Below are 12,545 nucleotides of genomic sequence, written 5' to 3' on the forward strand. Positions count from 1 at the left end.
AAACCTAGCTCCGATGGACGGCGAGCAGCGGTACGGTCGCTGCGCGGATGGCCGGGATGATGCCGCCAAGAAGGCCGACAATCAGGGCGAGGCCGAGGCCGAGAAGCACCGACATCGGTGTGACCGCGAAGGAGAATACCACCTGGGTGAAGCTCGATCCCAGTGTCGAGGCACTGACGCCGTTGAACAACAGGTAGACGCCCGCCGCGCCGATAAGCCCGCCCAGCCCGGCCAGGGCCAGGGATTCCACCATGGTTCCAAACGCCGCTGCAAAGCCGGAAAATCCGATAGCCCGCAAGGTAGCGATCTCGCGCATGCGGGTGTCGACCGAGGAGTACATCGTGTTCCAGGCACCGGCGAGGGCACCGATCGCCATGGCGATCGACAGCGGCACACCCAGATAGGTGATCAGCATGGCGGTCCCGCCAGCCTGACTCGCGAAATAATCGACCTCGCTCTGGATATCGAGATTCAGTCGCGGGTCGCTTTCTGCATAGGCGCGCAATTCCTCGATCGCCTCGGGGCTGGTCAGCCGGGCGCGGATCGATTGCACGGATGTGCCGCGCTGATAGAGGTTCTGGATCACGGTGAGGTCAGTCCAGATCTCGCTGTCGAACACGGTTCCGCCGGTCGAGAAGATTCCGACGACGACCCATTCATTCGAGCCGAGGCGGATGGTCTGACCAAGGTCAAAACCGGCGAATTCGCGGATAATGCCTTCGCCCACGATCAACTCATTGGTACCGGGCTCATAGGTGCGGCCCTCGATGATGGTGAAGCCCTGGCGCAGGGACTGGGCCGCCGGTCCGACGCCCCGCAGCGGCAGATTGGCCTCGGTCCGCGAGGCCCGCTTGATGCCGTCGACAATGACGAACAATTCACCGGAAACGATGGGGGCGCCGTTCGCATCCCGGGCAACGCCCGGCGCTTCCTCGATCAAGCGGACCTGATCGACGGAGAGGCCGGAATTGAGCTCGGTCTGTGAGCCTGTGCGCAACATCACCGCAACATCGGCTGAGCCCGTGCCCTGCATGGTCTTGCTGAAACCACTCGACATGGCGAGGAAGCCGAGCAGGACCATCACCACCAGGGCAATCGAGAAAACGGTTGCTCCCGACAGCAGGGCGCGCTGCGGGATGGAGCGCAGATTGATCAGGGTTACGGCTGCGATCTGGTCGAACATCTCATCCGTCTCCTAAAGCTTGCCGAGCGCGGTGACGATGGTCACGCGCTGGGCGTTGATGGCGGGAATAATGCCGGTGATGAAACCGAGCCCGATGGCCAGGGCAATGCCGATTGCAAGCACGAGCGTGGGCATGCTGAGCCCCGGCAGGAAGGCCGCCATGGCTGCGGCTGCGCCCCCGACTGCCAGGGTTGCCAGACCCAGGCCCAGCAGGCCGCCGACCAGGCTGAGCAGGATGGATTCGATCAGAACCATGCGGAAGATGCGCGGCGCCGGGAAGCCGAGGGTCTTCATCACCGCGATCTCCTTGGTGCGCTCATTGATGGCCATCACCATGGTCGTGCCGACGATCATCAGGATCGTCATGAAAGCGGCGCCGACAACGAAGAGCAGGATCAGCGCGATATTCCCGAACTGGGCCGCGAAGGCCTCATTGAAGGCGGCTTCGGTGCTGGTTTCCGTTTCGGCCGGCGAATTGGCGAACAGGGCGTCGATCTCGCGCATGATCTGGTCATTCTGCGAGGCGTCGGCCGTCGTCAGTGCCATCCAGCCGATATTGTCCCGGTTGAAGGCCAGCGCTTCATTGTAATATTCGTAGTGGAACATGGCATAATTGGTGGGAACCGTGTCGTCTTCCGCGTCGAAAATCGCGCAGATTTCGAAGTCCCAGCTCGATGTGCCGTCCTGCTTCTGCCAGATGTTCGAGAGCAGGGGGATGCGGTCGCCAAGGCTCCAGCCATATTGCGCAGCCAGATCGTCCCCGACCAGCAGGCAGTCGCGGGTATTGAAGAAGGCGGCGCGCTGCTCGTCCGGCATGGTCAGTTCGGAATAGACGGCGAGCCAGCTTTCCGGATCGACGGCGAAGGTCTGAACGAAATTGGCCGGCTCCTGGTAGTAGCCGCCGAACCAGCTGGCATGGCTGACATTGGTCACCCCTTCGACCGCTTCAACCCGAGCCCAATAGGCATAGGGCATGGAGACGGTGAAATTGATGCGGTTGACGGTGACAAGCCGGTTCTCGGCCGCGGTCGATGAACCCGACGTCCAGACAGTGTAGAAGGCCCCGAGCGCGCCGAAGATCAAGAACGCGATCATGATCGAGAAGATCAGCAGGATGGCCCGCATCTTCTTGCGGAAGAGATTCTTCCTTATGAGGGTGAAATCATTCATTGCGCCAGCTCCGAGGCTTCCACGAAGCGGCCCTTGTCGAGATGGAGTTCGCGGCGGGCATATTTCGCGGCTGACGGGTCGTGGGTGACCATGATGATGGTCTTGCCGAGATCCTTGTTGAGCAGCTGCAACGTCTCGAGAATCTCGTCGGCGGATTTGCGGTCGAGATCGCCGGTCGGCTCATCGCAGAGCAGGACTTTCGGGTCGGCGACGATGGCGCGGGCAATGGCGACGCGCTGTTGCTGGCCACCGGACATCTGCCGCGGCGAATGCCGGGCGCGGTCGGACAGGCCGACAATGTCGAGCGCCGTGGCAACACGTTCCTTGCGTGCCTTGCCCGACAGATTGGTCAGCAAGAGCGGCAATTCGACATTCTGGGCCGCGTTCAGCGTCGGCATCAGATTGTAGAACTGGAAGATGAATCCGACATTGGCGGCGCGCCATTTGGCGAGCTTGCCTTCGGAGAGCTTGTCGACGCGCACGCCCTGGCATTCCACCGAGCCTGAGGTCGGCCGGTCGATGCCGCCGAGCAGGTTGAGCAAGGTCGTCTTGCCGGAACCGGACGGGCCCATGATGGCGATGAATTCACCCTCATCGATCGACATCGTCAGATGTTCGAAAATCGTGATGGCCTCGCGTCCGCGCGTATAGCCCTTGGAGAGATCGGTCAGCTGGTAGAGCTTGCTCATCGGCGGGTCCTCATTCTGTGCTCATGGCCGCAATTGCGGACGATTGGTTTCACGATGGCGTCCGGCCCGAAGGACGGTCCGGCCTATTCCATAAAGATCACGCGCGCCGCCATATCCGGCAGGATACGGTTGTCGCGCTCGTCGAAGGCAACGCGCACCTTGATGGTGGCGCGGCTGCGGTCGGCGGTGGGGATGATGGCCTCGACATGGGCCGGGATGCGCCAGTCGGGATAGGCATCGAGGCGGGCCTCGACGCGCTGGCCCGGTGTGACGCGGCCGATCTGGCCTTCATTCACGTCGACCTCGATCTCCAGCGATTCCATGTCGACCAGGGTGGCGACACCGGTCCGGGTAAAGCCGCCGCCAGCCGAGGAAGGCGACAGGATTTCGCCGATCTGGGCATTCTTGGCGATGACAATGCCGGCGAAGGGCGCGCGCACGATATGGCGCTCAACCAGATCCTGCTGGCTGGTGACCATCACGGCTGCAGCCTCACGGTCGGCACGCGCCGCCGCGAGCTGGGCGATCAGGCTGTCCACCTGTGACCGGGTGGCGCTGACATTGGCCTGCGGCCCGATATCGCGCGTCGCCAGTTCGCTGGCGCGGGTGGCGACCAGGCGCGCCTCGGCCAGTTGCGCGTCGAGCGAGCGGATGCGGGCGGACGCAGCATTGAGCTGGGATTGCAGCAGGTCGAGCTGGATGCGTGCACGGGTATCGTCGAGCAGGGCCAGAACCTCGCCTTCCTCGACACGGGTGCCTTCCTCGACCAGGACATCGCGGATGCGTCCGGTGATCTCGGCGGAGATGGTCGCCTGGCGGCGCGCGACGACATAGCCCGATGCGACCAGTCCCGATGTGCGCGGGGCCGGTGCCGGGCTTGCGGCCGGCGATGGGGTGGTTGTCGATGTCGTTGCTGCGGTGGTGACCGGGGCTGCTGCCGGGGCGGGCGCTGGCGGGCTCACGAAAAACCACATCAGGGCCGCGGTACCGATGATGGCGCCGACGAGCAGGCTGAGCATTGTGATGAGGGAGATGCCCGAACGGGCCTCTGGCTCGTCGCGGTCAATGCTCAAGGAATGAAGCTGGGCACTGCGGTCGGTCATTCAATTCCCCCCAAGGTCCTTGCGAATGCAGGCCCCGTATACAATGACTGTCAGGTCAGCACACCCGGTATTGTACGGGCTCGCGTCCCGTGCGGATCAAATTTCGTCAATCGCCGCGAAGTTTGCGTCAGTGACCAGCCGGGCCCGCAAGCCGGGTCAGTCGAAATAGGCGGCGCGCATCATTTCCGACAAGTCATGGCCGCGATGGGCCAGGGCGCGGCGCTCGATCTCGACCTCTTCGCCACAGACCGGACGCCGTCTTTGCTGCACCCGGTAGCCATCATTGAAGCTCTCGATCATGCGGTCGCGCTGACGGCCGGGCTCGGGGGCTTCCATGGCCAGCAATTCGATCATGCGCTGGCGCCAGGCCTGGGCTTCGAGCCCGTCGCAGGCCGAGGCGAGATAGTGCAGCTCGCCCAGCGTATAGGCGAGATAGGGCAGGGCGCGTTCCGTATCGCCGACATCGCGCTGCGCGGCCGGGGCCTGTGTCCGGTTGCTGGCTAGGCGATCGATCCCGCGCTGCACTTCACGTTCATTGCGCGCTGCTTCGCGGGCGCTGATACGTTCGGTGGCGCGTGGGTTGCGGTCGCCCGGCTTTTGCGCCGCAGACGGTCCCGCCGCGAGCAGCAGGACGAGGCAGGCGGCCACAAGGGCGGGCAGATGGGCGGGCGAGATACGCATGCCCGCCATATTGGCGAGATTTATGGCGTCGGCAAGGCAGCGATCATTGCGTGGGCCCGTCCGATCACATCGCGCGTCTTGTCCCAGCGCGTCAAGCGCAAGGCCTCGTCGAGCGGGAAGAAGGCGGCTTCGGTCACATCGTCAGCTGCCACGGGCTCACCGCCGGTCCAGACGGCTGCGAAGTCGGAGAGGATATAGTGCCAGTCGCCCGGATTGCCCGGCTCACGAGAGCCAATGGCGTCGATGACATCGATCAGCCCGACAATGCGTGCCGTGGTGCCGGTCTCTTCCATCAGCTCGCGCAGCGCGGCCTCGCGCACGGTCTCGCCAAACTCGACCTTGCCGCCCGGGATCGACCATTCGCCGGTATAGGGCGGCTTGCCGCGCCGGATCAGCAGGACTTCGTCGCCGCGCCACACCACGATGCCGGCACCGGGGACCGGGTGTCTTGAAACCGGGGTGCTGGCCTCAGCCATATTTGCCGTGTTCCGAATAGATGCCGAGCTGGTTGCCGCTGGGGTCCGTGAACAGGAAACGGCGTCCGCCCGGATAGTCCTCGCGGAGGGTGATGCTGCCGCCCGCGGCCTCCACGCGCCGTTCGGCGTCGATGATGTCCTCGGCCCGCAGCAGGATCAGGGCGCCGGTGGGGAAGGGTTTGTCCTCAAGCCGCAACCCGCCATCTATGCCGGCATTCTCGAAGGCGGCATAGGCGGGCCCGTAATCGAGAAAGGTCCAGCCAAACGCCTTGGCGTAGAAGGCCTTCGCCGCCGCCATGTCGGTGACGGGCAGTTCGTTGTAATCGATCTTGAGGACCGTATCGGTCATTTCGCTGTCCAGCCGCCATCGATGGTGATCGCCGTTCCGTTGGCATTCGCCCCGGCATCGGAGACCAGATATAGCAGTGCACCGGCGAGTTGTTCAAACGTGACGAATTGCTTGGTCGGCTGCGCCGCCAGCATCACATCACGCACGACCTCATCCTCGGTGATCCCGCGCGCCTTGGCTGTGTCGGCGATCTGGTTCTCCACCAGCGGTGTCTTCACATAGCCCGGGCAGATCGCATTGCAGGTGATGCCATCTTCGGCGAGTTCCAGTGCCAGCGTCTTGGTGAAGCCGATCACGCCGTGCTTGGCTGCGACATAGGCCGATTTGAATGGTGAGGCGACGAGGCCGTGGACCGAGGCGAGATTGACGATGCGTCCGCGCCCCTGGCGTCTCATGATCGGGATCGCCGCGCGCGCGGAATGGAACACCGCCGTGAGATTGATCGCAATGATCGCATCCCATTTCGCCACCGGAAAATCCTCGACCGGTGAGACATGCTGGATGCCGGCATTGGACAGGAGGATATCCAGCCGCCCGAATTCGCGCTCCGCATAGGCAACCATATCGGCGATCTCGTCCGGCTTGAGCATGTTGGCGCCATGGTAGCGCACCTCGACGCCATGATCGGCGGCGATCTTTGCGCGCAGGGCTTCGATCTCGGCAGCATCGCCGAGCCCGTTGAGGACAATATTCGCCCCATTGGCAGCAAGCGCCTCGGCCATCGCCTGGCCAATCCCGCTGGTCGAGCCGGTAATGAGGGCCACCTGGCCGGAAAGATCGGTACGGATCGCAGACATGAATCACCCTTCAGGTTTGTGCAGGTGCGAAGAGACGGGATTGGCGGGGACGGGTCAAGGGGCGTTGGAGGTTGCTATCCAGCATTCTCAGGTGGAAGAATTGGGTTGCAGTGCGCATTGAATGGATGACCATAGGTTGTATAATTGGTGGATGGCCATACAGTTTGCCCCGCGCACCGGCTCGGTCTTGCTTTGCGATTTTTCACTCGGTGGATTTCGGCCGCCGGAGATGGTGAAACGCAGGCCGGTGGTTGTTCTTTCGCCGCGCCTGCGACGTCGGGACGGGCTTGTCAGTGTGGTGCCCTTGTCCACCACCCGGCCAGGTCGGCCGGTCCCGTATGTCGTGCCGTTAAGTTTGACGCCATTGCCGCCAGCGCCGTTTGATGCTCAAGCCTGCTGGGCCAAGTGCGACATGGTGAGTTGTGTCGGCTTTGGCCGGCTGGACTTTTTCCGCACACCGCGCGGCGGCGTGCGGCGGCGAACATATCTGAAGCTGGGGCTGAGTGCAGATCAATTGGCGCAGGTCCGATGCGGCGTAAAGCACGCCCTTGGCCTCGCTGACTAGCTTGTCATGCCTGGCGCCCGCTATTATATTGGAATGGATCGCTCGCGGTGCAGACCGTTGAGCCTCAAGACCCTGCGAAGGGCGAACCCCGCTAGGATGTTAGTGCATCTGGCGGGGTTTTTTTGTGCACCGACCTAGTGGAGTGTATTTTGTCCGGATGCAATTATCGCGAGCATTTGTGCTAGAATGAAAACGCCGGCCATGTTGGGGCCGGCGCAATCCAAGGAGGAAGCAATGTTTCGGTTTCCGAAATGCTGCCTCGTCCTTTGGGTGAGGAGAAGGCGGATCGGAGGTTGGTCCCTGCTGATCCGCTTATCCATCGCCTAAGGGCGGCCAAAGGAGACGGTCAGACCCGCCTCCGGCGGCCCTTGGACCATAACATATCTCCGTAACGCGGGGAAGAGTTCCGCCCTCAGGCTTCCGCCTTCGCCTTGGCGCCAGGCGCTGCCGGTTGCGGCCGCGTGAACAGCAGATCGGTCTCGGTCGAGCCCGCCTCGTCATAGGCATAGCCACCGGCATCGAATTTCACCAGATCGGCCGGATCGCTGATCCGGTTCTCGATCGCCCAGCGCGCCATCATGCCGCGGGCCTTCTTCGCGAAGACCATCAGCATGCGGGTCTGGCCGTCTTTTTCTTCCTTGAAGCTGGCGGTGATGACACGAGCCTTCAGCGTCTTGCGGTCGACCGATTTGAAATACTCGTTTGACGCCAGGTTCAGCACCACAGGATCGCTCTCGTCGCTCAGCAATTCATTGAGATGCCCGGCGATCTTGTCACCCCAGAAATCATACAGGCTCTCGCCGCGCCGCGTGTGCAGCTTGCGGCCCATTTCCAGACGGTAGGGATGGATGCCATCGAGCGGGCGCAGGGCGCCATACATGCCCGACAGGATGCGCAGATGGTTCTGGGCGTAAGCGAGGTCATCATCGGAGAGCGTACCGGCGTCGAGACCGCGATAGACCTCGCCGGCAAAGGCCAGCGCCGCCGGCTTGGTGCCGGGCTGGTCGGCATCGAAGGCGCGGAAACGGTCGCGATTGAGCCGCGCCAGATCCGAGCTGATCTTCATCAGCGTCTTGATCTTGGAGGTCGAGAGCCCGCGCGTCGTCGTCGACAGGATGCGCGTCTCGTCGATCAGCGCCGGTGTCGTGACGGCGAGCGCGCGCTCGGTCTCGTCGAAATTCATGTTCTTGGCGGGCGAAAGCAGAATCAGCATGGGTGGTCTCCTTGGCAGGAGAGATAGGCAAAGGATCGCTGCGGGGGAAGGGGCGGGGTGTGCGCTAGCCGAGCAGCACCCGCGGATTCATGATGCCCTTGGGATCGAGCGCGCCCTTGATCGCGCGCATCACGGCGACATCGACCGGCTTGCGCGCCGCCAGTTCCTCGCGCTTCAGTATGCCGATGCCGTGCTCGGCCGAGATCGAGCCGCCGAATTCATCCACCGTGTCGTAGACGCAGTTCGAGATCGCCGGCCCCTGGCTCAGCAGGGCCTGTTGGGCCTCGGCATCAAGGCCGACAATATTGAAATGCACATTCCCGTCGCCGACATGGCCGAAGGCGACCACGACCCCGGCGGGGAAGATCGCCTTGATCCGGGCCGAGGCGAGGTCGATGAAGGCGGGCATTTTGGAAACCGGGATCGAGATGTCGTGCTTGATCGCCTTGCCCTGGCTGCGTTCGGCCAGGGCGATGCTTTCGCGCAGGCGCCAGAAGTCGAGCGCCTGGCTTTCGTTCTCGGCGATCACGGCGTCCTGGACCAGTTCGGCCTCGAAGGCCCGGCCCAGCGCGTCTTCCAGGGTCTCGCGCGCACCGTCGATACGGCCGAAACTCATCTCGCACACCACATACCAGGGGTGAGGGCTCTCCAGCGGATCACGCGTGCCGGGCACATGGGCGCAGACAAATTCCAGCGCCAGGCGCGGCATGATTTCGAAGGCGGTGACGGCGCCGCCGGAGACCTTCTTGGCCAGGCTCAGGAACGTCACGGCGTCCTCGACCGATTTCAGGCCGCAAAAGGCCAGTTCCATCCTGGCCGGGCGCGGGAAGAGCTTCAGTGTGGCAGCTGTGATGATGCCGAGTGTGCCTTCAGCGCCGATCAGGAGCTGCTTGAGGTCATAGCCGGTATTGTCCTTGCGCAGACCGGTCAGGCCCGACCAGATCGTGCCGTCGGGCAGCACGGCTTCCAGGCCGAGCACCAGCTCGCGCGTCATGCCATAGCGCAGCACATGCACGCCGCCGGCATTGGTCGAGATCAGACCGCCAATCATCGCCGAACCCTGGGAACCCAGGCTCAGCGGGAAAAGCCGGTCAGCTTCCGCGGCGGTGTTTTGCAGGCTCTCCAGGATGCAGCCGGCCTCGACCGTCATGGAGTCATTGTCCGGGTCGATCTCGCGCACGGCATTCATGCGCTTGAGCGTGACCAGAACCTCGCCCTGGGGTGTGGAGGCGCCGCACAGGCTGGTATTGCCGCCTTGGGGCGTGATGGCGATGCCGGCCTCGGCGCAGATCTTCACGGCGGCCGCGACTTCAGCCGTATTGGCCGGTTTCAGCAGGATCGGGCTGGTGCCCTGATAGCGGCCGCGCCAGTCGGAGATGTGCGGGGCCAGCTCGTGCGCGTCCTGGCTCCAGCCCTTGGGTCCGAGCGCGGATTTGAGCGCATCGATCACATCGGCGGGCACGGTTTGGGCGGCGGTGGTCATGGCTAGTCCCTCGGGGCGGCAGCGCGTTGCAGGCGGTCATTGATGGCTTCCCCGAGACCTTCATCGGGAATCGGGGCGACGGCAATAGATTTGGGGCCGCTCGCGTCCAGTTGCCGCAGGGCTGCGAAAAGCTTTGCGGCCGCTTCTGCCAGATCGCCGCTGGCTGACAGGTTCAGATCGCCCTGGATCGCGCCAAAGCCGAGCAGAACCTCGCCGTCCCGCGCCTGCGTGGCGTTGAGCCGCATCGTGGCGGTGGGCGCATAATGGCTCGCCAGCATGCCCGGGCTGGTGGGGGCCTCGCTGTGGCCGGCGATGGCGAGCGGGCCGGTAATAGCTTCGATCCGGCTACGCTCCAGCCCGCCGGGACGCAGCAGGGTGGCGCGGCCATCGAGAATGGCGATGACGGTGGATTCCACACCCACCGTGCAGGCGCCGCCATCGAGGATGAGGTCGAGCCTGTCGCCCAGGCCGTCGCTGACATGGCTTGCCGTGGTGGGGCTGACCCCGCCGGACGGGTTGGCGCTGGGGGCAACGAGTGGTCCGCCAAAGGCCGCGAGCAAGGCTTGCGCCGCCGCATGGCCGGGCGCGCGGATCGCGACGCTGTCCAGCCCGGCATTGGCGAGATCGCAGATCGGCGCTGCCTTGAGCTTCGGCAGGACCAGCGTCAGAGGGCCGGGCCAGAAGGCGCGCGCCAGCTCATCCGCCAGCGCCGGCCACTCGACCAGCCTTTTCGCCATCTCGATGCCGGCGACATGTGCGATCAGCGGGTTGAAGCGTGGCCGGCCCTTGGCGGCATAGAGCCGTGCGACCGCAACAGCATTGCTCGCATCGGCGGCGAGGCCATAGACGGTCTCGGTCGGCATCGCCACAAGCCCGCCCTCGCGCAGCAGGGCGGCGGCGCGGGCGATGGCGTCAGGGCTGTCGGCAGGCAGGACGGGTGCGGTCATGAGTGTGTGCTAGCGCCCGCAAGACCGGCCAGGCAAGCCTATTCCGCCGCGTCGGCCTCGATATGCAGGACCAGAGTCACATTCGCCGCCGTTGATCCCCAGCCGGCTGTGCCGACGCCGTAATCACTGCGGGCGATGGTCAGGCGGGCATCGGCGATGGCGTGGCCATCCGCGATCTCCAGCGTGAAGGGCAGGATGACCGGCTGCGAGGCGTCGCGGATGGTCAGGACGCCGTGGGCTTCATAGCCGGTATCCGAGGCGCGGATATCGCTGGATTCAAACCGGGCGAGTGGATGCGCCGCCGGGGCGAGACCGTCATCGCCCAGCATGGGTGCGTCAACCTCGCCATTGCCGGTCGCGCCGCTGCCGGTCTCGACGCTGGCGCTGATGCGGGCACCATCAAGCGCGGCGGGATCCAGTGTGATCGCGGCGGTCCAGGCCGCGAACCGGCCCGATACCGGACCACCAAAGGCCGTCGTTTCGAAGCCGACCGAGCTGGCATCGTGATCGACGGTCCAGTCCTGGGCCACGGCCATTGCCGGCGAGAGGCCCAGGGCGAGGGCGGCAGCGAGGATACGCAACATGGGGTCAGCCTTTCAGGAAGGGCAGCATGCGGGAGAGCAGGCCGTCCTTGTCGAGGAATTGATGCTTCAGCGCTGCGGCGAAATGAAGGCCGACCAGCACGAGAAGAACCCAGGCACCCTTGCCGTGGACATTGCCGACCAGCTCATGGAAATCATGATCCTGGGAGACCGGCAGGCGCGGCAGGATGAGGTCGGGATTGTTGAACAGCATGGTTGGCAATTCGGTGGTCGAGGCGGCGACCCAGCCGACCAGCGGCAGGCCGATCATCAGCGCATAGAAGGCCCAGTGTGTGCCCTTGGCGACCAGTGCTTCCCAGGGCTTCATGCCGGCGGGCAGTGGCGGTGCCTTGTGGGTCAGACGCCAGCCCAGACGGCCGAAGCTCAGCAGCAGCACCAGCATGCCGACCGTCTTGTGGGCATTATAGGCGAACTGGACCTGGTCGAGTGTGACGCCAGGGGCGCTGTCGCGCAGGGCGTGCCGCAGGTCTTCCATGTACCAGCCATAGAACACCATGCCGATCAGCAGGATGCCGATGACCCAATGCAGAATTATGGCGACGGTCGTATAGCGTGGGCTGTCTGTCATGATGGGGCTCCCTGCCGCAGGAATTCGGCTTCGATGTGAATACGTATTTCAGTGCCGACGATCGAGGCCGGCAGGCTGCCAACGCCGAAATCGGTGCGGTCGATCACCATATCGGCACCGAATCCGACCGTGTCGCGGCCTGCCAGCATGTTGAAGCTTCCGCCGTAAAACTCAATCTCCATAACCGCATCAAAAGTGCGGCTATTCATCACAAGATCGCCGAAGGCGCGGCCATGGGTACCATCGATCACTTCGATCCGGTTGCTGGTGAAGATGATCTGCGGGCTTTCCGCCGCGTGCAGCCAGTCATTGGCCAGGGTGCGGTCGAAATCGGGGTCGCCGGTAGAGATCGAGGCTGTATCGATGATGGCGGTCAGCTGCGCCGCGTCCGGATGTGCCGGATCAAAATCGAGGCTGGCATCAATCCCGTCGAACCGCCCCGTATACCAGGACAGGCCGAGATGGCGCACGCGCCAGGTCACGCTGGCATGGTCGGCATCAAGCGCCCAGTTGCCGGCCGGCAGGCGCTGCGGATCGGTGCTCGGGGTGGCGCAGGCCGGGATCAGCAGCAGGGCGAGAATGATGGCGGAGCGCAACAACATGGCGGGACCATAACCCGATTGGCGCGACCGGAAAGCCACAGCTTGCGTCTGCGACGTAAAAACACTGTTTCCGCGCTCGCATGTTTGGCTGCGCGCGCTATCCTGCGCCCCCGGATT

Annotated in this window: 15 protein-coding genes; 1 reads left to right on the forward strand and 14 read right to left on the reverse strand. The window is 64.1% G+C overall.

Going from position 1 to position 12,545, the window contains the following annotated elements; genetic code table 11:
* Positions 1-4: 4 nt before the first annotated feature.
* The 8 genes from ACN0YF_RS06420 to ACN0YF_RS06455 all read right to left on the reverse strand — a co-directional run bounded on the left by ACN0YF_RS06420 (position 5) and on the right by ACN0YF_RS06455 (position 6,448).
* Positions 5-1,183, reverse strand: coding sequence for an ABC transporter permease (locus tag ACN0YF_RS06420; RefSeq protein WP_417482639.1), 1,179 nt, complete (start codon positions 1,181-1,183; stop codon positions 5-7).
* 12 nt (positions 1,184-1,195) lie between these two features.
* The gene (locus tag ACN0YF_RS06425; protein ID WP_417493755.1) at positions 1,196-2,353 is read right to left on the reverse strand and encodes an ABC transporter permease; all 1,158 of its coding nucleotides are present in this window, start codon (positions 2,351-2,353) and stop codon (positions 1,196-1,198) included.
* Positions 2,350-3,042 carry an ABC transporter ATP-binding protein gene (locus ACN0YF_RS06430; RefSeq protein WP_339740702.1) on the reverse strand — a complete coding sequence of 231 codons (693 nt, stop codon included), beginning with the start codon at positions 3,040-3,042 and terminating at the stop codon, positions 2,350-2,352. Before ACN0YF_RS06430 ends, ACN0YF_RS06425 begins: the two co-directional genes overlap by 4 nt.
* Positions 3,043-3,125: 83 nt before the next feature.
* A complete protein-coding gene (locus tag ACN0YF_RS06435; RefSeq protein ID WP_417493756.1) occupies positions 3,126-4,145 on the reverse strand; it encodes an efflux RND transporter periplasmic adaptor subunit in 1,020 nt (339 codons plus the stop codon).
* A gap of 156 nt (positions 4,146-4,301) precedes the next feature.
* Positions 4,302-4,826, reverse strand: a complete 525-nt coding sequence (locus tag ACN0YF_RS06440) for a TIGR02301 family protein (protein ID WP_417493757.1) — start codon at positions 4,824-4,826, stop codon at positions 4,302-4,304.
* A gap of 20 nt (positions 4,827-4,846) precedes the next feature.
* Complete coding sequence (locus ACN0YF_RS06445) at positions 4,847-5,302, reverse strand: NUDIX hydrolase (protein ID WP_417493758.1); 456 nt, start codon at positions 5,300-5,302, stop codon at positions 4,847-4,849.
* On the reverse strand, positions 5,295-5,651 hold the full coding sequence (locus ACN0YF_RS06450; protein ID WP_417493759.1) for a VOC family protein: 357 nt from the start codon (positions 5,649-5,651) through the stop codon (positions 5,295-5,297). The genes ACN0YF_RS06445 and ACN0YF_RS06450 overlap by 8 nt, the downstream gene beginning before the upstream one ends.
* Complete coding sequence (locus ACN0YF_RS06455; RefSeq protein ID WP_417493760.1) at positions 5,648-6,448, reverse strand: 3-hydroxybutyrate dehydrogenase; 801 nt, start codon at positions 6,446-6,448, stop codon at positions 5,648-5,650. Before ACN0YF_RS06455 ends, ACN0YF_RS06450 begins: the two co-directional genes overlap by 4 nt.
* A 151-nt stretch (positions 6,449-6,599) precedes the next feature.
* On the opposite strand from ACN0YF_RS06455, the gene ACN0YF_RS06460 reads away from it, so the two are divergent.
* Positions 6,600-7,013, forward strand: a complete 414-nt coding sequence (locus tag ACN0YF_RS06460) for a type II toxin-antitoxin system PemK/MazF family toxin (protein ID WP_417493761.1) — start codon at positions 6,600-6,602, stop codon at positions 7,011-7,013.
* Positions 7,014-7,425: 412 nt separating this feature from the next.
* On the opposite strand, the gene yaaA is transcribed toward ACN0YF_RS06460, so the two are convergent.
* The 6 genes from yaaA to ACN0YF_RS06490 all read right to left on the reverse strand — a co-directional run bounded on the left by yaaA (position 7,426) and on the right by ACN0YF_RS06490 (position 12,428).
* Complete coding sequence (yaaA, locus tag ACN0YF_RS06465; protein WP_417493762.1) at positions 7,426-8,226, reverse strand: peroxide stress protein YaaA; 801 nt, start codon at positions 8,224-8,226, stop codon at positions 7,426-7,428.
* A gap of 64 nt (positions 8,227-8,290) precedes the next feature.
* On the reverse strand, positions 8,291-9,709 hold the full coding sequence (locus ACN0YF_RS06470; RefSeq protein WP_417493763.1) for an FAD-binding oxidoreductase: 1,419 nt from the start codon (positions 9,707-9,709) through the stop codon (positions 8,291-8,293).
* Between the two features lie 2 nt (positions 9,710-9,711).
* Positions 9,712-10,656, reverse strand: a complete 945-nt coding sequence (locus tag ACN0YF_RS06475; protein ID WP_417493764.1) for an L-threonylcarbamoyladenylate synthase — start codon at positions 10,654-10,656, stop codon at positions 9,712-9,714.
* A 38-nt stretch (positions 10,657-10,694) separates the two neighbouring features.
* A complete protein-coding gene (locus ACN0YF_RS06480) occupies positions 10,695-11,240 on the reverse strand; it encodes a YceI family protein (RefSeq protein ID WP_417493765.1) in 546 nt (181 codons plus the stop codon).
* 4 nt (positions 11,241-11,244) lie between these two features.
* Positions 11,245-11,826 carry a cytochrome b gene (locus tag ACN0YF_RS06485; RefSeq protein ID WP_417482628.1) on the reverse strand — a complete coding sequence of 194 codons (582 nt, stop codon included), beginning with the start codon at positions 11,824-11,826 and terminating at the stop codon, positions 11,245-11,247.
* Positions 11,823-12,428, reverse strand: coding sequence for a YceI family protein (locus ACN0YF_RS06490; RefSeq protein ID WP_417493766.1), 606 nt, complete (start codon positions 12,426-12,428; stop codon positions 11,823-11,825). The genes ACN0YF_RS06485 and ACN0YF_RS06490 overlap by 4 nt, the downstream gene beginning before the upstream one ends.
* Positions 12,429-12,545: the final 117 nt, after the last annotated feature.

It is taken from the genome of Maricaulis sp. (assembly GCF_048270265.1).
Taxonomy (GTDB): domain Bacteria; phylum Pseudomonadota; class Alphaproteobacteria; order Caulobacterales; family Maricaulaceae; genus Maricaulis.